Annotated in this window: 21 protein-coding genes; 7 read left to right on the top strand and 14 right to left on the bottom strand. The window is 68.2% G+C overall.

Translation table 11 applies throughout. The annotated features are described in order from the left end of the window. Positions 1-17: 17 nt before the first annotated feature. On the top strand, positions 18-1,289 hold the full coding sequence (locus ACFOOQ_RS03115; protein WP_379721629.1) for a pentapeptide repeat-containing protein: 1,272 nt from the start codon (positions 18-20) through the stop codon (positions 1,287-1,289). Between the two features lie 7 nt (positions 1,290-1,296). On the opposite strand, the gene ACFOOQ_RS03110 is transcribed toward ACFOOQ_RS03115, so the two are convergent. The 5 genes from ACFOOQ_RS03110 to ACFOOQ_RS03090 all read right to left on the bottom strand — a co-directional run bounded on the left by ACFOOQ_RS03110 (position 1,297) and on the right by ACFOOQ_RS03090 (position 7,830). Then, complete coding sequence (locus tag ACFOOQ_RS03110; RefSeq protein ID WP_379721626.1) at positions 1,297-2,484, bottom strand: hypothetical protein; 1,188 nt, start codon at positions 2,482-2,484, stop codon at positions 1,297-1,299. A gap of 37 nt (positions 2,485-2,521) precedes the next feature. Next, positions 2,522-4,168: a glucose-6-phosphate isomerase gene (gene pgi / locus ACFOOQ_RS03105; RefSeq protein WP_379725315.1), complete on the bottom strand. Its 1,647-nt coding sequence runs from the start codon at positions 4,166-4,168 to the stop codon at positions 2,522-2,524. A gap of 41 nt (positions 4,169-4,209) precedes the next feature. Next, complete coding sequence (locus ACFOOQ_RS03100; protein WP_379721623.1) at positions 4,210-5,844, bottom strand: alpha-D-glucose phosphate-specific phosphoglucomutase; 1,635 nt, start codon at positions 5,842-5,844, stop codon at positions 4,210-4,212. A gap of 6 nt (positions 5,845-5,850) precedes the next feature. Continuing rightward, positions 5,851-6,813, bottom strand: coding sequence for a class II fructose-bisphosphatase (gene glpX / locus ACFOOQ_RS03095; protein ID WP_379721620.1), 963 nt, complete (start codon positions 6,811-6,813; stop codon positions 5,851-5,853). Between the two features lie 156 nt (positions 6,814-6,969). After that, positions 6,970-7,830, bottom strand: coding sequence for a DUF1194 domain-containing protein (locus tag ACFOOQ_RS03090; RefSeq protein ID WP_379721617.1), 861 nt, complete (start codon positions 7,828-7,830; stop codon positions 6,970-6,972). Between the two features lie 118 nt (positions 7,831-7,948). Here ACFOOQ_RS03090 and ACFOOQ_RS03085 point away from each other — a divergent pair, with 118 nt between their 5' ends. The 5 genes from ACFOOQ_RS03085 to ACFOOQ_RS03065 all read left to right on the top strand — a co-directional run bounded on the left by ACFOOQ_RS03085 (position 7,949) and on the right by ACFOOQ_RS03065 (position 14,132). Beyond that, positions 7,949-9,205 (top strand): UbiH/UbiF/VisC/COQ6 family ubiquinone biosynthesis hydroxylase, encoded by a 1,257-nt coding sequence (locus tag ACFOOQ_RS03085; RefSeq protein WP_379721614.1) that lies wholly within the window; start codon positions 7,949-7,951, stop codon positions 9,203-9,205. A gap of 70 nt (positions 9,206-9,275) precedes the next feature. Then, complete coding sequence (locus ACFOOQ_RS03080) at positions 9,276-10,124, top strand: RMD1 family protein (RefSeq protein WP_379721611.1); 849 nt, start codon at positions 9,276-9,278, stop codon at positions 10,122-10,124. 1 nt (position 10,125) lies between these two features. After that, positions 10,126-11,019, top strand: coding sequence for an agmatinase (speB, locus tag ACFOOQ_RS03075; protein ID WP_379721608.1), 894 nt, complete (start codon positions 10,126-10,128; stop codon positions 11,017-11,019). Between the two features lie 361 nt (positions 11,020-11,380). Continuing rightward, entirely contained in the window at positions 11,381-12,640 is a 1,260-nt protein-coding gene (locus ACFOOQ_RS03070; protein ID WP_379721605.1) for a type III PLP-dependent enzyme, read from the top strand. Between the two features lie 82 nt (positions 12,641-12,722). Further along, complete coding sequence (locus tag ACFOOQ_RS03065; RefSeq protein WP_379721602.1) at positions 12,723-14,132, top strand: homospermidine synthase; 1,410 nt, start codon at positions 12,723-12,725, stop codon at positions 14,130-14,132. 67 nt (positions 14,133-14,199) lie between these two features. Here ACFOOQ_RS03065 and ACFOOQ_RS03060 read toward each other — a convergent pair whose 3' ends face one another. From ACFOOQ_RS03060 to trxA, 4 genes are read right to left on the bottom strand one after another with little or no spacing between them, the layout of a single operon-like run. Then, a complete protein-coding gene (locus ACFOOQ_RS03060) occupies positions 14,200-14,607 on the bottom strand; it encodes a gamma-butyrobetaine hydroxylase-like domain-containing protein (RefSeq protein WP_379721599.1) in 408 nt (135 codons plus the stop codon). Further along, entirely contained in the window at positions 14,607-14,864 is a 258-nt protein-coding gene (locus ACFOOQ_RS03055) for a Trm112 family protein (RefSeq protein ID WP_379721597.1), read from the bottom strand. The genes ACFOOQ_RS03060 and ACFOOQ_RS03055 overlap by 1 nt, the downstream gene beginning before the upstream one ends. Before the next feature lie 13 nt (positions 14,865-14,877). After that, positions 14,878-15,561 (bottom strand): LON peptidase substrate-binding domain-containing protein, encoded by a 684-nt coding sequence (locus ACFOOQ_RS03050; protein ID WP_379721594.1) that lies wholly within the window; start codon positions 15,559-15,561, stop codon positions 14,878-14,880. Positions 15,562-15,573: 12 nt separating this feature from the next. Next, positions 15,574-16,506, bottom strand: coding sequence for a thioredoxin (gene trxA, locus ACFOOQ_RS03045; protein ID WP_379721591.1), 933 nt, complete (start codon positions 16,504-16,506; stop codon positions 15,574-15,576). Positions 16,507-16,792: 286 nt separating this feature from the next. Between trxA and amt the strand changes: the two genes are divergently transcribed. Beyond that, on the top strand, positions 16,793-18,922 hold the full coding sequence (amt, locus tag ACFOOQ_RS03040; protein WP_379721588.1) for an ammonium transporter: 2,130 nt from the start codon (positions 16,793-16,795) through the stop codon (positions 18,920-18,922). Positions 18,923-18,953: 31 nt separating this feature from the next. Here amt and ACFOOQ_RS03035 read toward each other — a convergent pair whose 3' ends face one another. From ACFOOQ_RS03035 to ACFOOQ_RS03015, 5 genes are all read right to left on the bottom strand, one after another. Further along, complete coding sequence (locus ACFOOQ_RS03035) at positions 18,954-19,610, bottom strand: DUF6629 family protein (protein ID WP_379725312.1); 657 nt, start codon at positions 19,608-19,610, stop codon at positions 18,954-18,956. Between the two features lie 108 nt (positions 19,611-19,718). Beyond that, the gene (locus ACFOOQ_RS03030) at positions 19,719-20,339 is read right to left on the bottom strand and encodes a glutathione S-transferase family protein (protein ID WP_379721585.1); all 621 of its coding nucleotides are present in this window, start codon (positions 20,337-20,339) and stop codon (positions 19,719-19,721) included. 105 nt (positions 20,340-20,444) lie between these two features. Beyond that, positions 20,445-20,909, bottom strand: coding sequence for a hypothetical protein (locus ACFOOQ_RS03025; protein WP_379721582.1), 465 nt, complete (start codon positions 20,907-20,909; stop codon positions 20,445-20,447). Between the two features lie 75 nt (positions 20,910-20,984). After that, positions 20,985-21,548, bottom strand: coding sequence for a DUF3291 domain-containing protein (locus ACFOOQ_RS03020; protein ID WP_379721579.1), 564 nt, complete (start codon positions 21,546-21,548; stop codon positions 20,985-20,987). Beyond that, a complete protein-coding gene (locus ACFOOQ_RS03015) occupies positions 21,545-22,573 on the bottom strand; it encodes a zinc-dependent alcohol dehydrogenase family protein (protein WP_379721576.1) in 1,029 nt (342 codons plus the stop codon). The genes ACFOOQ_RS03020 and ACFOOQ_RS03015 overlap by 4 nt, the downstream gene beginning before the upstream one ends.

Genomic DNA, 22,573 nt, shown 5'->3' with positions numbered 1-22,573 from the left:
GGGGAGGGCGGACAGGCATGGCGGAACAAGCCGGCAGCCCGGGCGGGCGCAGGAAACTGAGCCAGCAGGCCATCGCCCAGACCGTCAAGCTGCATCACGACTATCGCAACGGCGTCATGGGCGGGCGCCGCGCCAGCTTCGCCTTCACCGACCTGACCGGCATGGCCTTCATCGGCGCCGACCTCAGCGATGCCGATTTCACCGGTGCGGTGCTCAACGGCGCCAATCTCGGCGGCTGCATCCTCGACCGCGCGGTGCTGTTCGGGTCCGACTTGCGCGGCGCCAACCTGATCGGTGCCAGCCTGGTGCGGGCCGACCTGCGTGGCGCCCTGCTGCAGGGTGCCAACCTGACCCATGCGAACCTGTTCGATGCCGATCTGCGCGACGGCATGATTGCCGAGCGCGATCGCCACGGCAATATCGTGGCGATGAAATATGACCCCGGCCCGGTCGAGATGGAAGGTGCGCAGATGAAGGGCGCCAACCTGTCCAGCGCCAAGATGAGCGGCGCCATGGCGCATCACACCGACTTCACCGACGCGATCATGGTCGGCTGCAACCTGGTGCGTGCCAACCTGTCCAACGCCAACCTGACCAATGCCAACCTCTCCGGCGCCGACCTTTCGGGCGCCAGCCTGAAGGGCGCGGCGCTGACCAATGCCGTGCTGACCGGCGCGACGCTGACGCAGACCGACATGTCGGGCGCCAATACCGCCGGCATGCTGGGCGACAAGCCGGCCGGCAAGCCGCTCGATGAACTCGGCATGCCGCCGGAGGAAGCCCTGCGCCAGCACGGCCTGTGGGTCACCTCTGGCGGCGCTCAGGGCAAGCTGGCCGATTTCAGTGGCTTCGACCTGCGCCAGATCGGCAGCCTGTACAAGGCATTGCTGGTCGGCGTGGTCGCCAACAAGGCGGTCTTCTACGGGCTCAACATGGAAGGCGCGCTGATGCAGGGGGCCAAGCTCGCCGGTGCCGACCTGCGCAATGCGCGCCTGCAGGGCGCCGACCTGCGCGGCAGCAACCTTGCCGGCGCGCGACTGGCCTATGCCGACCTGCGCAATGCCGATCTCGGCCCCCTGGTGATCACCGCCGACCGCAAATTCCCGAGCAGCCTGGAAGGCGCCCATCTGCGCCACGCCGACCTGCGCGGCGCCAAGCTGACGCAGGCCAACCTGCGCGGCGCCGACCTGCAGCAGACGAGACTCGATGGTGCCGTCACCGAGGGCTGCGATTTCACCGATGCCCAGGGAGTGCCGCGGGGCGCGCCGCCGGAGAAAACCGGCGGCTGACCCTCCGTCAGCGTGCCGGCTGCGGGATTTTGATCTGATAGGCGGCGCGCTCGGCCGCGAATCCGTCCAGATCGCTGGCCGGGCGGCCGATCGCGAGCGTATTGGCACCGTCGCGCTCGAAGATGACCCGCACGTTGAAGGCTTGGTGCGTGAAGCCGTGCTTGTCCTTGATGTGGTAGATCGTGGTGCCGGCGCGACCGATTTCCGGCGCGGAGGTTATTGCGGTGCGCAGCGACAGGATCTGCTGGTGGCCGATCTCAAGCTCGGTGAATTTTGCCGCGCCGCGTTCGGCCCGGGCCAGAAATCCGAGCGTATCGGCCTCGGTGTCCTTGCCGGTCAGCACACCCGTGGCGCGGACGAACTGGCCGACCAGAATCTGGCCCGGCAGCGCCTTGGCGATGATGCGCGCCAGCGTGATGGTGACGTCGCCGACGATGTATTCGAAGCCGCGCGGGCTGTTGCCCTCGACCTGGTGGTAGGAGAAATGCGCCCCGACGGCAAAGGCCACGCGCAGCGTCGGCACCAGCCGCGGATCGCCTTTCTGGTGCGCCAGCGCATTGTCGGCGAGGATCAGGGTCAGCGCCAGCCAGGTGCGGATGTCGGCCTCCAGCCCCTTGGCGCGGTTCCACACATAAAAGCCGTCACCGACCGTGGAGCGCGCCAGTTCGGTGCGCAGGCCGATCTGGTTCAGCCGCTTCACCGCGCTGTTGATACTGTATTCCAGCGAGCTGAGTTGGGCGACCTGTTCGAGCGGCGTGTGTTTGGAGAAGCTGACGATATCGAAAAGGATGGCGGCGCGCGATGTCGTGGCCGACACGGCATAGCGACGCACCAGGTTTTCGATCATCAGCGGATTGACCTCGCCGCGGCCGGTGCCGACGGTGAAAGGCACTTCCATTTCCATCGGCCGGGCGCGCAGCGTCTTGCAGGCTTCGGCGAAGGTGCGCGGGCCCATCAGCCGTTTGCCGCGGATCAGGCGCGGCATCGCCTCCGCCTTGCCCAGCACATTGTAGGATTCGGAAAAGCAGAAGCTGATCTTCGCGCCCTGGTGGCTCCAGCCGGCCACGATGGTCTTGCCCAGCCGCCAGCAGGAATTCAGCACGAAGTCGATTTCCCGCATGCCCTGCCGCACCGTGGCCGGGTCCCCCTTCGGCCCATCATTTCTGGGCCCGTCGCTTTTCGGCGCGTCGCTCATGCCGCACCGTCGCCGCGCTTCATTTGTCTTGGCCCCTTCAGGAGCGGTCGCGGCCCTTTGCCAGCTCGATCAGGCCGCTTGTCGCGGCATCATGATGATGCCGGAGGCCAGCGCTGGTCAACTCCTCAAGAATCGGTTTGGCGAGCTGTTTGCCGAGTTCGACCCCCCATTGGTCGAAGGAGTTGATCCCCCAGATACAGCCCTGGACGAAAATCTTGTGCTCATACAGAGCGATCAGCATGCCGAGGTGATGTGGATCCAGACGCGGCAGCAGCAGGGTGGTGCTCGGCCGGTTGCCGGTGAACATCCGGTGCGGGGCGAGTGCGGCGGTCTGTTCGGCAGACAGGCCTGCGGCGCGCATTTCGGCTGCCGCCTCGTCGCGGGTACGGCCGCGCATCAGGGCCTCAGCCTGGGCCAGGGCATTGGAGACCAGGATGTCGTGGTGATTGTCGAGCCGGTATTGGCTGCCCAGCGGCACAATGAAATCAGCCGGCACCGGCTGCGGCCCCTGGTGCAGCAGCTGGTAGAAGGCATGCTGGCCGTTGGTGCCCGGCTCGCCGAACACGATGGGGCCGGTGTCATAGCCGACCGGGCGGCCCCAGCGGTCGACGCCCTTGCCGTTGCTCTCCATGTCGGCCTGCTGCAGGTATGCGGCGAGCTTCGACAGGCCCTGATCGTAAGGCAGCACGGCCAGCGTGCGATGGCCAAGGAAGTTGATATTCCAGATGCCGGCGAGACCCATCAGCAGCGGCAGGTTCTCGGCCGGCGGGGCGGATGCGAAATGCTCGTCCATCTCGTGCGCGCCGGCCAGCAGCTGGTGAAAGCGGTCGATGCCGATGCCCAGCGCGATCGGCAGGCCGATGGCAGACCACAACGAATAGCGGCCACCGACCCAGTCCCAGAACTGCAGCACGCGCTCGGGCGGAATCCCGAAGCCGCCGGGGATCTGCGGATTGGCCGAGATGCCGACGAAGTGGCGGTGCCAGCCATCCGATGCGCCGCCAAGCCCGGCCTTCAGCCAGTCCCGCGCGGTGACGGCGTTGGTCATCGTCTCCTGGGTGGTGAAGGTCTTGGAGGCGACGATGACCAGCGTGGTGGCGGCATCGCAGGCGGCCACCGCCCGCGCGATATCGGCACCATCGACATTGCTGACAAAATGGATGTCGAGGCCCGGCTCGCGGAACGGCGTCAGCGCTTCGACCGCCATGCGCGGCCCGAGGTCCGAGCCACCAATGCCGATGGCGATGACGTGACGGAAATGCTTGCCCGTCGCACCGGTCCAGCCGCCGCCGCGGATCGCCGCCACCATCCCGCCCATGCGACGCAGCTCGCGGTGCACCATCGGCACCACGTCTTCGCCCTCCACCACCAGGCTGCGGCTTTCCGGCAGGCGCAGGGCGGTGTGGAGGACGGCGCGGTTTTCGGTCAGGTTGATCTTCTCGCCGGCCAGCATGCGGTCGCGCCAGCGCAGCACGTCTGCCTCGCCGGCAAGCTCGAGCAGTAGCCGCAGGGTTTCGTCTTCCAGCCGCTGGCGCGACAGGTCGAGCAGCATGTCGCCGCAGCGGAACGAGAAGCGCGTGAACCGGTCTGCATCGGCGGCAAACAGGTCGCGCAGATGGCGTTGCCGCACCGCCGAGGCATGCGCGGCCAGTGCCCGCCAGGGGGCGGTCTGGTCGATCGGCAGGGGTGGCGGCTGGATCATGGCGGTCTCCGCTTCGGTCCGGCTCAGGTGATCACATCGGGCCCGGCGCGGCCAGTGATCTTGCGAAGACCGGTCACGCTTTCGGCGAAGTCGAACAAAGGCTGCAGACGTGTCTGCACATCGTCATCCTGCCGTGCCGGATCGGCCTCGAACAGCTCGAAATAGAGTCGCACGGTGGCGCCCTCGGTGCCGGTGCCGGACAGCCGCGCGATCACGCGGGCCTGTTCGCCGCAGATCACGCGCAGGCCCTGGCCCCTGCTTTCGCTGCCGTCGATGGGGTCGCGATAGGCGAAGTCGTCGGCCTGCGTGATGGTCATGCCGGCAATCGCGCTGCCGGCGAGATCGGGCAGGGCGCTGCGCAGCCCGGCCATCGCGGCCTGCGCCTGTGCGGCATCCACCGCCTCGTAATCATGGCGGCTGTAGTAATGCCGGCCGAAGCGCTGCCAGTGCTGCTGCAGGATGCCGTGCACGGTTTCGCCCTGCCGGCGGGCCAGCACATTCAGCCAGAACAGCACCGCCCACAGGCCGTCCTTCTCGCGCACATGGTCGGAGGACGTGCCGTAGCTTTCCTCGCCGCACAGCGTGATGCGGCCGGCATCGAGCAGGTTGCCGAAGAATTTCCAGCCCGTCGGCGTCTCGAAGAATTCGACGCCGAGCTGTACCGCTACCGCATCGGCGGCGCGGCTGGTCGGCATCGACCGCGCGACGCCGGCGATGCCGCGCGCATAACCCGGCGCCAGCGTCGCATTGGCGGCCAGCACGGCGAGGCTGTCGCTCGGGCCAACCGCGATGCCGGCGCCGAGGATCATGTTGCGGTCGCCGTCGCCGTCGGAAGCGGCGGCAAAATCGAGCCGGCCGGCCATCGCTGCGTCATACAGCTCTTTGGCGTAGACCGGGTTCGGATCGGGATGGCCGCCGCCAAAATCCTCCAGCGGCACGGCGTTGATCACCGCGGCTGCCGGCGCACCCAGCCGGTCGACCAGCAGGCGGCACGCGTAAGGCCCGGTCACCGCATGCATGGCATCGAAGCGGAAGCGGAAGTCGGTCCGCCGCAGCAGGGTGGAGATCGCGTCGAAATCGAACAGGCACTCCAGCAGGTCGGCATAATCGGCGACCGGATCGATCACGGCGACCTGCAGGGTGCCGAAGGCCGTCTCGCCGATGCGGTCGAGATCGATCTCGATGCCGTCGCGGATCAGGTAGCGGTCGATGACCTGGGTGCGGGCATAAATCGCCTCGGTGACGGACTCCGGCGCCGGCCCGCCGTTGGCGATGTTGAACTTGATGCCGAAATCGCCGTCCGGGCCGCCGGGATTATGGCTGGCGGACAGCACGAGACCCCCCTGCGCGCCGTGGCGGCGGATCACCGCGCTGGCCGCCGGAGTCGACAGGATGCCGCCCTGGCCGACCAGCACGCGGGCAACCCCATTGGCCGCCGCCATGCCGAGGATGGTGCGAATGGCATCGCGGTTGAAGAAGCGTCCGTCACCGCCCAGCACGAGCGTACCGCCGCGCAAGGCTTCTTGCGTGTCGAAAACCGCCTGCACGAAGGCCTCGAGATAGCCCGGCTGCCGGAACACCGCGACCTTCTTGCGCAGCCCCGAAGTGCCGGGCTTCTGGCCCTCGAACGGCCGGATGGCGACGGTACGTACAGTCATGCGGGCTCAGGCCTGCGGCAGATGGCTGACCAGGTCGTGGCGTACGCCGGTCTTCGCCATCAGGATCACGGTATGCAGGCGGGCGACACCCTTGTGGATAGAGACGCCGCGGCAGACCGGCCCTGAGTTAATCCCGGTGGCGACGAAGATCGCATCGTCGCTCTTCACCAGTTCGGCGCCCGACAGCCACTTGCCGGCATCAAGGCCGAAATCCTTCACCGCCTTTGCCTCGTCCTCGCCCTGCGGATCGACGCGGCCGAAGAATTCGCCGCCGAGTGCACGGGCGAAGATCGCGGTGATCACGCCTTCCGGCGAGCCGCCGGTGCCGAACAGTGCGTCGACGTTATGACCGTGCTGCAGCGCCATGAAGGCGCCGGCGACATCGCCGTTTTCCTGCAGCATGGTGCGCGCGCCGGCATCGTGGATTTCCTTGATCATCGCGTGGTGGCGCTTGCGGTTCAGCACGAAGATACGCAGCTCCGAGACCGGCTTGTTCAGTGCGGCGGCCAGCGCCTCCAGCTTCTGCTTCACCGGCCAGCGCGGATCGACCTTGCCCTTGGCCGGGGCCGGCAGCACCAGCTTGTCCATGTAGAAGCTGGGGCCGAGATCGAACATGGCGCCGCGCGGCGCCAGTGCGAAAACCGCCATCGAATTCTCGGTGCCGTTCGCCATGTTGGTCGTGCCCTCGATGGGGTCGACGGCGATCTCGATCTCCGGTTCACCGCTGCCGATACGCTCGCCGCGATAGAGCAGCGGAGCATTGTCCTTCTCGCCTTCGCCGATCATCACCACGGCATTGACGTTGATGTCGTTGAGCGCCTTGCGCATCGCATCCACCGCGGCGCCATCGCCGGCTTCCTTCTGGCTGCGGCCGACCCACTTCCAGGCGGCCAAAGCGGCGGCCTCGGTCACCAGGCGAAGGGCAAAGGGAAAATCGGCACGGTCGAAGGGACCGGGGCGCGAGGTCATGGCAGGGAACTCCCGAAAGGTCGGATGGCCAAAAGGCCGGATGGTGGCCGGTTGTCTGTCCGGTATGGTTATCCCTTGGGAATACGGCAAAAACCGGGCAGGGCCAAGGTGCCGGCCGGCGGATTTTCGCTAACCCCGGAATGGCGCCCGGCCGGCCTACTGGTCGAAGCGGCGGCGCCAGAATTCCCGGCTCTGCTTCTCGCCGATATCACAGCCCCTGTCGTAGCCGTTCTGGCCATAGCCGCCGGCCGTCTGGGCCCGGATCACCCGCGGGCGGGTCGCCGGGGTCGGGACCGGCGCGGCGGCGATCTCGAGGATCAGCTTACGGCGCACGGCGACGTCGAAAGAGGCGAAATCCTCGGCCACCACCACGAAGGCGCCGGGGCCGCCGATCACGCAGCCTTCGTAATATTTGTCGAGATCGGGCAGGGTGGGAAAGCCCCAGCTGTTCTGCCGGCCGTTCATGATCGGCAGGCCGTTGATGGCGATGCCGGCGGCCAGTGCCGCGTCGCGGGCGAGGTCGACCGGGCCGCCATCGTTATTCGGCCCGTCGCCCGAGATATCAAGCACCCGGCGCAGCGCAGTGTACGGCAGGCCGGCGAAGCGCGGCAGGGCAAACTGGATCGCGCCCGAGATGCTGGTGCGCCGCGCCGTGGTGATCGGTTCGGCGGTCAGTTTGCGGGCCACCGCCTCGGCGCTGGCGCGGTCGGAAATCACCGTCCAGTCGAGCAGGGCATTCTGGGTATAGCTGTCCGACCACTCGAAATAGGCCACCGCGATGCGGCCGTTGATGCCTGAGGTGATCGCCTTGATCACCGCCGGATCGCTGATCGCCTGGGCATAGCCCTCGCGCTGCAGCCGTGCCTCGTCGAGATCGATGCTACCCGAGATGTCGACCGCCAGCATGAGCGCGAGATCGACCGCAGGTTTCTCCCCGGCCGTCGCCATCCTCGGCAGGAGGAAGCCGGCGGCCGCGACCAACGCCAGCACAGAGGCGACGACAGGCCGTAACAGCATGCGGAACAAGCTAGTACGGCGCCCCGGCCGCGTCCAATGGGAAGGACGGGGCGGTGGGCGGGGAATGGCGCCCGGTCCGACACTGGACAAGCGGCAGGGCAGGGTCGATCCTGCCGCCATGACCCAGTCCAGTACCGCGCAGAACGACCCCGTCGACGTTGCCATCATTGGTGGCGGCCTGGCCGGCCTGACCCAGGCTATCGCCTTGGCCAGCCACGGCATTTCCGTCACCGTGATCGACCGCGAAGACCCCGCCCGGGCGTTGGCCGCCGGTTTCGACGGCCGCGTTTCGGCCATCGCGCTCGCGTCCCAGCGCATGCTGGCGGCGATCGGCCTGTGGAACCATGTCGCCGCCGCCCAGCCGATGTGGGACATCCGGGTGTCCGATGGCGACTCGCTGCTGTTCCTGCATTACGACCACAGCGCCATCGGCGACCAGCCCTTCGGCTACCTGGTCGAGAACCGGGTGATGCGCCAGGCCCAGCAGGCCGCCATCGCCGGGCTGCCCAGGCTGCGCCTGCAGGCGCCGATGACGGCCGCCCGCATCGACCACGGGGAGCCCGGTGCCGGGCGGCCGGCCGAAATCGAACTCGCCGACGGCAGCCTGATCCGCGCCTGGCTGGTGATCGGCGCCGATGGCCGGCAGTCGGCGGTGCGCGCCGGTGCCGGCATCCGCACCACCGAATGGCGCTACAACCAGACCGGCATCGTCTGCACCGTGGCCCATGACCTCGACCACGAGGGCGTGGCGCAGGAGCGCTTCCTGCCGGCCGGGCCGTTCGCCATCCTGCCGATGACCGATGCCGCCGACGGCACCCACCGCTCGTCGCTGGTCTGGACCGAACCCACCGCGCGCGCCGCCGCCATCATGGCGCTCGACGACGCGGCTTTCGAGGCCGAGATGCGCCACCGCTTCGGCGACGGTTATGGCGAGGCCCATGTCACCGGCCCGCGCTGGTCCTATCCGCTGACCTTCCTGCATGCCGAACGCTATGTCGGCCACCGGCTGGCGCTGGTCGGCGACGCCGCCCACGGCATCCATCCGATCGCCGGCCAGGGCCTCAATCTTGGCCTGCGCGACATCGCGGCACTGACCGAGGCGGTGGTCGAGGCGCACCGGCTCGGCCTTGATATCGGCCGCGAGGACGTGCTGGAGCGTTATGCCCGCTGGCGCCGGGTCGATGCCTTCGTGCTGTCGGCCGTCACCGACGGGCTGACAAGACTGTTCTCCAACGACATTGCGCCGCTGCGGCTGGCCCGCGATCTTGGGCTTGGGATCATCGAGCGGCTGCCGCCGGTGAAGAAATTCTTCATGCGCCATGCCATGGGCGAGGTCGGTGTCCTGCCCCGGCTGCTGCGTGGCGAGCGTGTCTGACGCCATCAATCTGTAACATCCGGCCGGTCATGCCTATGCTATAGGCGGGCCGTCGAGCCAAGAGATCCCCGTGACCGATCCGCAGACCATCGCCCAGTCTTCCGCTGCCGCTTCCGCCGCCCAGTCCGCCAGCCCGGCGGCGGCACGGCTGCTGACCGTGCGCGCGATCCTGCTCGGCGAGCGCATCGACACCACCGGGCTGGAACGCTCGGACGCCATCTCGACGGTGCCCTTCGCCTTCCGGGTCGGCGACCGCGGCATGGTCGCCCTGTTCCGCTACGGCGCCGCGGTGATCGCCGGCCTGTCGCCGGTCGAGGAAGACGACATCCTGCGCATGATCCAGCCGCGCGTCAGCGGCAGCCATACGCCGCTGGAGGACGAGGTTGCCACCATCCGGATCGGCGATGCCGGCGGCGAAGATGCGATTCCGCCCGGCGGTCCGCTGCAGCTGCGCGAGCTGACGCCGGAGCGTTTCCTGGTGATCGCCGACGTGTTGGGGAAAAGCGTGGCGCTTGCCCATAACGAGCGCGAGGTCAGCAAGGTTTTCGACATCATCGACCCGCTGGCGCGCAACATGGCCGGCGACGGCCGGGTGCCGGGCAACCGCAAGCAGCTGCTGAAGCTGATCGGCGAATCGCTGCTGGTGCAGCACCGGGTTGCCGGCCGCGTCGCCGTCGAGGACAAGCCCGACGTGCTGTGGGACCGGCCGGAGCTGGAGCGCCTGTTCAGCCGCCTGCAGGACGAATACGAGCTGACCGAGCGCGCCGACGCGCTGGCCAACAAGGTGACGGTGATCCAGAATACCACCCGGGCGCTGACCGACCTGATCGACGCCCAGCGCAGCCTGCGGCTCGAGGCGGCCATCGTGCTGCTGATCGTCTTCGAGATCGCGCTGACCCTGATCGACTGGATTTTCTGACATGACCGGTGTTCCGACTTTCGCCCTGTCCGGCGGTTTTCTCGGCGTCACCCGGCGCGACACTGACCCGGCACTCGCCGTCGCCGGCATCCCCTTCGATATCGCTACCACCAACCGGCCCGGCGCCCGCTTCGGGCCCGACGCGATCCGTCGCGCCAGCCGCATGCTGGTCGACGGCGACCACCCCGTCGCCCGCCGCGACCTCGCGGCCGGCCTGTCCGATATGGGCGACTTCGCGATTGCGCTTGGCGATGTGCCGGCCAGCCTCGCCCTGATCGAGCGGCAAGCAGCCGGCTTCCGCCACCTCGTCACACTCGGTGGCGACCATGCCATCGCCCTGCCGCTGCTGCGCGCGCTGGCGAAGCGGCAGGGCGGGCCGGTCGGCCTCGTGCATTTCGACGCCCATGTGGATACCTGGCCGGACAGCTTCGGCCTGGCTTACGGCCATGGCTCCTGCTTCTACCACGCCATCCGCGAGGGCCTGGTCGATGCACGCCGGATGATCCAGATCGGCATCCGCTCGCCGGTGCAGAATGACGTGCTCGACTGGACCTTGGGGCAGGGGGTGACCATCGTGTCCGCCCAGGAGGTCCATGAGCAGGGCGTGGCCGCCGTGGCCGAGCGTATCCGCAGCACGGTCGGCCTGGCGCCGGCCTATCTGTCGTTCGACATCGACGCGCTGGACCCCGCCTTTGCGCCGGGCACCGGCACGCCGGAGATCGGCGGGCTGGCCACCTGGCAGGCGCAGGCGCTGCTACGCGGCCTCGCCGGGGTGAATTTCGCCGGCATGGACATGGTCGAGGTGGCGCCGGCCTACGATCACGCCGAGATCACCGCGCTGGCGGCGGCCACGCTGGTCTGCGAATACCTCGCGCTGCTGCCGCCCGGAATATGACATTTTCGCCGTAATTGAAATTTTATCTTGCATCGCGGCGCAATTGCTTTAAGTGACGCGTCAAGACGCAGATCGCACGTGCCCCCGGCCGCCAGTTCGGTCAAGCAACGACGGAGCGTCCTTTTCGGAGAGCCAGCCAGAACCAAGTAAATCTGGGCAGAGTGGGCTGGTGCCTTGAAGGAGCAGACGATGGTTGCGCTTAGTATAAGCTGGGGCGGTCGATAGCCCCCGCGAACCGGTCCCTGGCGATCACGCCCGCAAGTCATTGCGGCCAGCCGGATCGGTTCCGCATTTCCAGACATCCTGAAGTCCGCCGCGCTCCCGTGCCGGGAGCCGTCGTTTGCCGTTATGGGAGTTCGCCATGACTGCGTCCCGCCTTCGCGTCGCCGTTTCCCCGCTCCGCCGCGAGTTCGCCCGCGGCCCGAAATCCGATGCCCTGCCCACGGTGGATGCCGTGGTCGCCCGGTTGCGCCCGGAAGAGCCGCTGCACTGCCTGCGTCCGGCCGCCATCGAGGCGGCGGCGCGCAGCTTCACTGCGGCCTTTGCCGGCCGCACGCTGTATGCCGTGAAGTGCAACCCGGAGCCCCGCGTGCTGTCGGCGCTGTGGCGCGGCGGCCTGCGCGCCTTCGACTGCGCCTCGCCGGCCGAGGTCGCCCTGGTGCGCCAGGTGCTGCCGGAAGCCAGCATCCACTACATGCACCCGGTGAAGGCCCGCTCGGCGATCCGCGCGGCTTACGTTGAGCATGGCGTGCGCGACTTTGCCTTCGACAGCGCCGACGAGCTGGCCAAGATCGCGGCTGAAACCCGCCAGAGTGATGACGGGCGCGCCAACGATCTCGGCCTGATCCTGCGGCTGGCACTGCCCAAGGGCAATGCCGGCCTCGACCTGTCGGGCAAGTTCGGTGCCGCCATGGAAGACGCGCCGGCCCTGCTGCGGGCCGCGCGTGGCATGGCCGTCCGGCTCGGCATTTCCTTCCATGTTGGTTCGCAATGCACCGACCCGGCCCGCTGGAGCCAGGCCATCGCGCTGGCGGCGGATGCCGCGGCGCAGGCCGGCGTGAAGCTCGACATCCTCGATGTCGGCGGCGGCTTTCCCGTGGCTTATCCGGGCGCCGACCTGCCGGAACTGGCCGCCATCATGGCCGAGATCGATGCCGGCGTGGACCGGCTGCGCGACCGGCTGGGCGTCCATGCCCCGGCCGAAATCTGGGCCGAGCCCGGCCGCGTGCTGGTCGCCCAGGGCGCCTCGGTGGTGGTGCAGGTGCAGGCCCGCCGGGGCGATGCGCTCTACATCAACGACGGCGTCTATGGCAGCCTGGCCGACGCCGGCAGCCTCGGCTGGCGCTTCCCGGTCCGCCCGCTTCGTGCGGATCAGGGGCGGGCCTCGGCGGCGGCCGGCCAGAGCTACACCCTGTTCGGGCCGACCTGCGACAGCCTCGACCGCATGGATGGCGGTTTCGCCCTGCCGGCCGATATCGCCGAGGGCGACTGGATCGAGATCGGCCAGCTCGGGGCCTACGGGGCGACCTTGCGGACCGCCTTTAACGGTTTCGACCGGGGCCGGCTGGTCGAGGTTTCCGACCCGCCCCTGCTCGAAACCCCCGGTATCGCCATTGCCTGACTGACGTCCAGCCGTCATAGGTTTGCGCTAACAAGGGCCGGGAGCGGGATCCCCGGTCTTGCCTACAGAAGGAGACTCCAGAATGAAGCATGTGTCGTTTTCGGGCCGCCTGGTCATGGTCGGGTTCGGCAGCATCGGCCAGGGCGTCCTGCCGCTGATCCTGCGCCACATCGACATGCCGGCCGACCGCATCGTCATCGTCACCGCAGAGGACCGCGGCCATGACGTCGCCAACGAATACGGCATCCGCTTCGTCCGGCAGCCGCTGACCCGCGACAATTACCAGACGGTGCTCGAGCCGCTGCTGGGTGCGGGCGACTTCCTGCTCAATCTGTCCGTCGATGTCTCGTCGGTGGCGCTGATCGAGCTGGCGCAGGCGCGCGGCGCCTTCTATCTCGACACCTGCATCGAGCCCTGGGTCGGCGGCTATACCGATCCGTCGAAAACCCCGTCGCAACGGTCGAACTACGCGCTGCGCGAAACTGCCCGGGCGCTGGCCGAGAAGTACAGAAACGGCCCCACTGCCGTGCTGACCCATGGCGCCAACCCCGGCCTGGTGTCGCATTTCGTCAAGGAAGCCCTGCTGCATATCGCGCGCGACACCGGTCATGGCACCACCGTGCCGGCCGACCGTGCCGGCTGGGCCAAGCTCGCCCAGGCGCTCGGCGTCAAGGTGATCCATATCGCCGAGCGCGACACCCAGGTGGCGCAGGTGCAGCCCAAGCGGCGCGGCGAATTCGTCAATACCTGGTCGATCGACGGCTTCGTCGGCGAGGGTTGCCAGCCGGCCGAACTCGGCTGGGGCAGCCACGAGAAGACCATGCCGGCCGACGGCAAGCGCCATGATTTCGGCTGCGACGCCGCGATCTACCTGATGCGGCCGGGTGCCGGCACCCGGGTGCGCTCGTGGACGCCGCTGGAAGGCCCGATGCACGGCTTCCTGGTCACCCATAACGAGTCGATCTCGATGGCCGACTATTACTCGGTGAAGGACGGCGCCGCGGTGGCCTACCGCCCCACCGTGCATTATGCCTATCATCCCTGCGACGATGCCGTGCTCTCGCTGCACGAGATCGCCGGCAAGAACTGGGACATGCAGCCGAGCAAGCGGCTGATGATGGACGAGATCACCTCCGGCATGGACGAACTCGGCGTGCTGCTGATGGGCCACAAGAAGGGCGCCTACTGGTACGGCTCGCGGCTCACCATCGAGGAGGCCCGCAAGCTGGTGCCGCACAACAACGCCACCTCGCTGCAGGTCACCGTCGCGGTGCTCGGCGGCCTGATCTGGGCGATCGAGAACCCGAAGGCCGGCCCGGTCGAGGCCGACGAACTCGACCACGCGCGGATCATGGACATCTGCCGGCCGTATCTCGGCGAGATGGCCGGCGCCTATACCGACTGGACGCCGCTGGCCGAGCGCGAGACCCTGTTCCCCGAGGACATCGATCGCGCGGACCCCTGGCAGTTCAAGAATTTCCGCGTGGTCTGACGCGCGGCGCCGGACTGAAACGACAGCCGGCCGGGCGCAAACCCGGCCGGTTTTTTTTATAGTCGGCTCAGGCGCGTGGGTCGCGGCTGAGGCCGCGGGCCTGCATGCGGGCGAGATACTCAGCCCAGAGTTGGTCCTGGTCATGGCCGCGGTCGTAGAACCATTCCCAGCTGTACAGCCCGGTATCGTGCAGGTCGTCGAAGGTCAGTCGCACGGCGTAACTGCCGACCGGATCGATGGCGGTGATGCCGACCTCACGGCGGCCGGGCACCAGTGTCTTGTCGGTGCCGCCATGGCCCTGCACTTCAGCTGAGGGGCTTTCGATGCGCAGGAATTCCGCCGTGAAGCCGAAGGCCTTGCCGTCGGCATAGGCGATCTCGAGGCGCTTCTCGGCGGATTTGTAGCGCAGCTCGGTGCAGGCCGGCCGGCCGGCGCGCTGGTAGGGCGACTGCGGGTTCATGCCCGATGATGGCATCAGGAGGCAGGCTTCTCGGCAGCCGCCTTGTCGAGCGCAGATTGGGCATGGTCGGGCGTATCGTCGAGCTGACGCGCCTCGTCGACCAGCATGATCGGGATGCCGTCACGGATCGGGAAGGCGAGGCCGGCCTTTTCGCTGACCAGCTCGTTGCGCAGGCGGTCCCAGGTCAGCCGTTCCTTGGTGACTGGGCAGACCAGCAGCTCCAGCAGTTTCGGATCGACCGGCGCCGGGCCGGCCGCAGGTGTGTCGCTCATCGGGATACTCCGGTCAGTTCAGTTTGCGGCCAAAGGGCGGGCCGCCGGGCTCCAGCACGGCCATTTCCATCAGGGTGATCAGCATCTCGGCCCGGGCGGCGAAATCCGGCGCTTCGAGCAGGGCCTGTTTTTCGCCAGCCGAGAAGGGACAGACCATGGCCAGCGAATGCACCAGCAGGTCGTCCGGGGCGGTGTTGATCGAATCCCAGTCGGCCGGCAGGCCCTGACGGTCGCAGAAGGCCTGCAGGGCTTTCAGCAGGCGGTCGCGCTGGCAGATGCCATCCGGCGCGACCTCGAGGTCGGCGGCGAAGGCGGCATAATCGGCATCGACCTGGCGATACAATGTGCCGGCCTCGAGTTCGCGGGCGACATGGAACCGGCAGATGCCGCGCAGCGTGATCAGGATGCGGCCGTCCTCGGTTTCGGCGGCGCCGGCGATCTCGCCGAGGCAGCCGATCCGGTAGAGATCGGGGCGCTGGCCGCCGCGCTCGGGCTCGGTCGGCTGGATCATGCCGATCAGGCCGCGGCCCGTTGCCTCGACGGTGCCGAGCGCGTCACGGGTCATCGCCAGATAGCGTGGCTCGAAGACGTTCAGCGGCAGCAAGGCACGCGGCAGCAGCAGCACCCCGCGCAGCGGAAAGATCGGAATGGTGCGGCTGAGGTCGTCGATCGTCAGCGATTCGGCCGGCGCGCTCATGCCGCCAGTCTATCAGGCAAACAGGATCGACGACAGCCGCCGGCGGGCATCGACCACCAGCGGGTCCATCGGCCCCAGCGCCTCGAAGATCTTGACGAGCTGCTTGCGGGCCGCCTCGTCATTCCATTTGCGGTCGCGCTTGACGACGTCGAGCAGCTGGTCGATCGCCTCCTGCTGGCGGTTGGCGCCCATCAGCGCGGTGGCATAGTCGAGCCGGGCCTGGTGGTCGTTCGGGTTGGCGGCGACGGCATCTTCCAGCGGCTTGAGCTGGCCGGCGGCCTGGGCGCCTTCCTCGTGCAGGGCCAGCGCGGCGCGCACGGCGGCGACATCGGCATGCTCGACCGGGGCCTCCGGCACCTGGGTCAGCACTTCCTTGGCTTCCTCGATCTCGCCCATGCCGACCAGCGCGCGGGCCAGGCCGGCCAGCGCGGCGACATTCTCCGGCTCGGTGCCGAGCGCCGTCGAGAAGGCGGTTGCCGCCTCGGTCCAGTCCTGGACACCAAGCGCGGCCTTGCCGGCCTCGATCATCTGGGTGGCGGTGTCGCCTTCCAGGGCGCCGCCGGCCAGGCCCTCGACGAATTTCTTCAGCTGGCTTTCCGGCAGGGCGCCGACGAAGCCGTCGACCGGCTGGCCGCCGGAGAAGGCAAAGACCGCCGGGATCGACTGGATGCGCAGCTGCTGGGCGAGCGGCTGGTTCTGCGGCTCGTCGATATTGACCTTGACCAGCTTCACCTTGCCGTTCGACGCCTTGACGATCTTTTCCAGCATCGGCCCCAGCGTCTTGCAGGGGCCGCACCACGGCGCCCAGAAGTCCACCAGGACGGGTGTGGTCATCGAGGCCTGGACGACATCCTGCATGAAGGTGGTGATGTCGACGTCCTTGACCGCATCGCCGCCGGGAACGGCGGCAGGGGCGGGGGCGGGGTTGGCTCCGAGAATGTCCATCGCGCGATCTTTTCGTGTCTGGCTTTTCGTGTCTGGTCGATGCGGGCCCGACTCTTGCGGCGGGCGGCGGCGGATACGGCAATGACAGATAATGGCCTGCCGCCGAAAAGCCAACACCCTGCCGCCTGTTGCCGGGTCAGCTGCCAAAAATATAGGCATGCCCGCGGCTGATACAACCGCTGGACCGCTATCTATCGCTGGTACGGCTCTTGCTACGGGAATCGCGGAGGATTTGCCGACCCCATGCCCTCGTATCCCTGCTGTCAGCTCCCGTAAATCAGGCCCCATGATCCTGGACCGCGTCGACATCGCCTGGGTGCTGGTCGCCACCTGCATGATCTTTGTCATGCAGGCCGGCTTCTGCTGCCTGGAAAGCGGCTTTGTCCGCGCCAAGAACAGCATCAACGTGGCGTTGAAAAACCTCATGGACTTCTGCGTCGCCGGCCTGCTGTGGTGGGCCTTCGGCTTCGCGCTGGCGTTCGGTGCCGGCACCAGCGGGGTGTTCGGCCTCAGCCACTGGCTCTATGGCGGCGAGGACGGTGCTTCGGCGGCCACCTTCTTCCTGTTCCAGCTGATGTTCTGCGGCACCTCGGCCACCATCGTCTCGGGCGCCGTGGCCGAACGCGTCACCTTCTCGGGCTATGTGGTCATCACCCTGGTGATCTCGGCCGTGGTCTATCCGCTCTATGCCCACTGGGCCTGGAACACTGCGCAGTTCGGCGGCGTGCCGGGCTGGCTGGCGGCCCTCGGCTTTGTCGATTTCGCCGGTTCGACCGTGGTGCATTCGATCGGCGGCTGGGTGTCGCTCGCCGCCGTGCTGGTGATCGGCCCGCGCGCCGGCCGTTTCCTGCGCGGCGTGCCGGCGATCCGCGGCCATGACCTCGTCATCTCCACGCTCGGCACCATGCTGCTGTGGTTCGGCTGGTTCGGCTTCAACGGCGGCAGCACGCTGGCGCTCGACGACAAGGTGCCGATGATCCTGATCAACACCACGCTGGGCGGCTGCGCCGGCGGGGTGGCGGCACTATTCGCCTCGCGGCTGTTTCACGACAAGGTGCAGGTCGAGGATTTCCTCAACGGCACGCTGGCCGGCCTGGTGGCGATCACCGCCAACTGCCATACCGTCTCGGCGCTGTCCGCGGTGATCGTCGGCGGCATCGGCGGCGTTGTCGCGCTGGCCGCTGCCGCGCTGCTGGAATGGGCGCGGATCGACGATGCGGTCGGCGCCGTGCCGGTGCATCTGGCCGCCGGCATCTGGGGCACGCTGGCCGTCGCCTTGTTCGGCAATCCGGCCGACTGGCCGATACAGCACGACCGCCTGACCCAGCTTGGTGTGCAGGCGCTCGGCTGCGTCGCTGCCGGCGTGCTGGCCTTCGGCGGGTCCTGGGTCCTGCTGTGGATCGTCAACCGCCTGATGCCGCTGCGCGTCAGCCCGGAAGGCGAAATGGTCGGCCTCAACCAGGCCGAACACGGCGCCGGATCGGCCATGCTCGATCTGGTCAACGACATGGAACGCCATCGCTCGGAAGGCTACTTCGCCCAGCCGGTGCGCGTCGTCATCGGTTCGGAAGTCGAGTCGATCGCGCTGCAGTACAACCGGGTGATCCAGCGCGTGAACAGCGATGCCGACAAGCTGCGCCGCGCCATCGACGATCTTGAACGCGCCAAGGCCAGCGCCGAGGCGGCCAGCCAGGCCAAGACCGCCTTCCTCGGCAACATGAGCCACGAGCTGCGCACGCCGCTCAATGCCGTGATCGGCTTTTCGGAAATCCTCAGCCAGGAACTGTTCGGCGAACTCGGCGATGCGCGCTATCGCGAATATGCCCGCGACATCCTCGCCAGCGGCCGCCACCTGCTCAGCCTGGTCAACGACCTGCTCGACCATACCCGCATCGAATCCGGCCGCATCGACCTGATCGAGAGCGAGATCGACGTCGCCGAGCACTGCGACGCGGCGCTCCGCATGGTCAAGGAGCGTGCCGCCGCCGGCGACGTGACCCTGGCATTCGAGATCGATGCCGACCTGCCGATGCTGGTCACCGATGAGCGTGCCTTCCGCCAGATGCTGCTCAACCTGCTCGGCAACGCGGTGAAATTCACCCCCGCCGGCGGCCGCGTCGTGCTGGTGGCGCGGATCGAGCAGGACGGCCGCATGGCGGTCGGCGTCGCCGATACCGGCATCGGCATGAAAAAGGAAGACATCCCGCGTGCGCTGGAGCCCTTCGTCCAGCTGCACCACCATCTCAGCAAGTCCTATGGCGGCGCCGGCCTCGGCCTGCCGCTGGTGCAGGCGATGATGCGGCTGCATGGCGGCTCGGTGACGGTCGAAAGCGGCGAGGGCGAAGGTACCACGGTCACCCTGCGCTTCCCGCGCGCCCGGCTGATCCGCCTGCCGCAGCAGGCCGCCGGCGACTAGGCAGGCAGTGCGCCGTTAAGACAGTGCATCGTTAAGACAGGGCGCCACGCAGGCGCTGGCGGCGCGACCATTCGAAATGCCCGAGGATGGCGACGCTGGCTGCCGCGGCGAAGAAGCACCAGACCGACACGAAGGCCTCGCGATAGAACAGATAGGTGACGACGTAGCCGGCGAGGATGATGGTGCCGAGCGTCAGGGCCGTGCGGTGCGACGACAGGAACAGCGGCAGCACCGTCGCCACCAGATAGGCCAGCGCGATGGCGCGCGAATCGCGGTCCTCCGACAGATAGGCGATATGGCCGCCGACGATCGCGGCCGCATGCGGCCGGGCCAGCACCCACCAGGCCAGCACGGCGCCAGTGCAGAGGCCGATGACGAGACAGCCGCGGATCAGCCGGCGCCGCAGCCGGTCCGGCTCGATCAGCAGGATGGCGAGCGGCGCATAGACCGGCCAGAAGGCCTCGGCGATCAGCAGGAACAGCACCGTCAGGCCGCCGGCCAGCGGCCGGCCGGGACCATGTGCCAGTTCGAGCCACAGCAGCCCCTCGATGCCCTGGTGCAGGGCGAACAGCAGCGGCGTCGCCGCCAGCAGCAGGTCCTGCCGCTGCGGCGCGCGAATCAGCGCCGCGATGCCGAGGCTGCCGGTCACCGCTGCCGTCACGAAACTCGCCGAGGCGGAGAAACACATGTCAGTCACGGCCCCTTCGGGCCGGCTGTACGATGACAGCGGCGCGATGATGTGCAAGCTGCGCCTTCCGGCCGGCGAAGTCCAGACCGGAAGGCCGGAACCGGGCGATCAGGCGGCCTGTTCAGCCAGCGCCTGCCTTGCTGCCGGCCGCTCCATCATGCGGTTGCGGTGATCCAGAATTTTCGGGAAGCGCGCCGGATCGACGCCGTCGGCTTCCAGCCACGACGCCATGGTGAAGAGATAGGGATCGCAGATGCTGTAGCGCTCGCCCATCACCCAGGGGCCGCGCAGCATGCCGTCCTCGATCAGCGCGAAACTGTCGGCCATCACCTGCGGCGCCTTGCGCTTCATGGCGGCGATGGCCTCCGGCTCGTCGGCCCAGCGATAGCCGCGCCGGCCATGGGCATGGGCGACATGCACGGTGGTGGCGATGTAGCTGTTGAAGGCCTGCACCTCGGCAAAGGCATGCGCGTCGTCAAGCGGCGCCAGCTTGGCTGCCGGGAAGCTCTGCGCCACATAGGCCAGCAGGGCCGGCGATTCGGTGAGGATGCCCCGCGGCGTGACCAGCGCCGGCACCCGGCCCTTGGGATTGACCGCGAGGTATTCGGGCGTGCGCTGCTGGTTGGCGGCGAAATCGACCGGCTTGGCCTCATAGTCGGCGCCGGCATCGATCAGGGCGATATGGGTGGCCAGCGCGCAGCTGCCGGCGGCGTAATAGAGTGTCAGCATGGAGACCCGTTCACGGGAGGGGAGGTTGCCCGCCGAGCATGGCGCGCGGGACTGACGGTCGCAAGCGGCGGGGCGCAGCGCCGCCGGCCGATCACGATGCCTTGATCAGGCGAGGGACGGCCGGGCCACGCGGCGCAGCGCGACAATGCCGAGCCCGACGAACAGCATAAGCACGAAGACCTGCGCGGCCTGGAACGGCCAGTCAGCATGGCCCGGCGCGATGGCGTTGAGGGCCGGGATCTTGGCGAAGGCCTGGGCGATGCCGACGAAAGACAGCAGGTACAGGCTGGCGACCAGACCGGCGGCATGGATGCGCGGCCAGCGCCTGCGCGCCGGCACGGTGACGGCCAGCACCAGCAGGGCGATGGCGCCGATGACATGCGAGGGCAGGAGCTGGAAGAAGGGGAACAGGAAGCCACTGGCGCTGGTGATAAAGGCCGCAGCGAGGAAGACGGCGGTCAGCGCCGGCCGGTCGCGACCCCGCAGCAGCCCGGCCACCACCGGAATGCCGATGAGGATGGCGATGATGCTGACCGCGGTATGGGCCGGCAGCAGGATGTCGATGGGCATGGCGGGTCCGTTCCGGGGATTGGCAGGCTGCCGGGATCATGCCCGAAGCGGTGCCGGCGCGATACCGGGATGTTGTCAGGCCGGCGTGGCATTCCGCGCCGCCAGTTGCCGCACCCGGGCGCGGTCGATCATGGCCGGCCGGCCTGCGGCATCGAGGGGCGTCTGCCAGTCGAAAGCCTGCGACGACGCACCATGGTCATGCAGATGTTCGTGCCGCGCCACGGCCTCCTGCCAGTGGGGCCGGTGATCACCCGCCACCCACCACAGCACGTAGGGCGGCCAGGCTGGCCTCGCCGGCGGCGGGACGGGTTTCAGGAACCAGTCGCGCCCATGCGCGAGGGCCTCGGCGTGGATGCCATGATAGGTAAACGCCATCGGCGCTTCGAGGCTGTCCCACAGCGACAGGGTCGAGGGCGAATGGGCATCGCCGCCCCGATAGAAACGCGGATAGGCATGCGGCCCCCAGCTCGCCGGCCCCGGATCGCCGTCATAGCCCGACCGCGCGATGAAGCCGGCAGCGGCTTCGGCGGCGGCGAGATTGGGCTCGTTGCGGGCATGAAAGCCGGCATTGGCCGGATCGGCGGAGGGCCGCCGGAAGATGCCGAAGGTGTAGAGGGCGAGGCCGGGCGCGTTCGTCACATCCCCACCACGATCTTGCCGAAGGCTGCCGCCTTGCCCATGTGGGAAAAGGCATCGCGCACGCCGGCTTCCGAGAAATCGAAGCGGCTGTCGATCACCGGGTGCAGCTTCGCCTGCGCCATGGCGCGCAGCATGGCGTCGAGCGCTTCCTTCGGGCCGACGGTGACGCCCTGCAAGCGGACCTGCTGCATGACGACAAGCGGGATATGCAGGGCATTCTTCGGCCCCGAGAGGACGCCGATCATGCTGATCATGCCACCCGGGCGGATGGCGCGGATCGACTGGTTGAGCGTCTCGGCGCCGCCCAGCTCGACGATATGGTCGAGCCCGGCGCCGCCGGTCAGCGCGCGTGCCGCGCGGCCCCATTCCGGATCGTTGCGGTAGTTGATGCCATGATCGGCGCCGAGTGTCTTGGCGCGGGCGAGTTTCTCGTCGCTGCTGGACGTCACGATCACCTCGGCGCCGCACAGCTTGGCGAACTGCAGGGCGAACAGCGCGACGCCGCCGGTACCCTGCACCAGCACGCGGTCGCCCGGCCGCACATTGCCGAGCGTGACAATGGCGCTCCAGGCGGTCAGCGCCGCACAGGGCAGCGCGGCGGCCTCTTCATACGAGAGGTGATCGGGAATCTTCGCCAGTGCGGCGGCCGGATAGCAGCGGTATTCGGTGAGCCAGCCGTCGTGCGGCCCGCCCATGCTGACGGCGAATTTCGCGACGCTGGGCTCGCCCGATGCCCAGGCCGGGAAGAAATGCCCCAGCACGCGGTCGCCCGGTGCGAAAGCCGTCACACCGTCGCCAGTGCTGATCACCTCGCCGGCGCCGTCGGAGACCGGGATCAGCGGCAGCCTTTGTTTCGGATTGTACTGGCCCAGCAGCATCAGCCAGTCGCGGAAGTTCAGCGAGCAGGCCTTCACCCGGACCAGCACTTCGCCGGCAGCGGGGGCCGCCGGCTGCGGCCGGTCGGCCATGACCAGGGCTGTCGTATCGCCATCGGGGGCGAAACGCTGCAGCGCGATGGCGCGCAT

Origin of the sequence: Ferrovibrio xuzhouensis (assembly GCF_042648965.1) — a bacterium.
Taxonomy (GTDB): domain Bacteria; phylum Pseudomonadota; class Alphaproteobacteria; order Ferrovibrionales; family Ferrovibrionaceae; genus Ferrovibrio; species Ferrovibrio xuzhouensis.
Note: the sequence above shows the minus strand (reverse complement) of the source record. Positions and strands in the feature narration are given on the sequence as shown.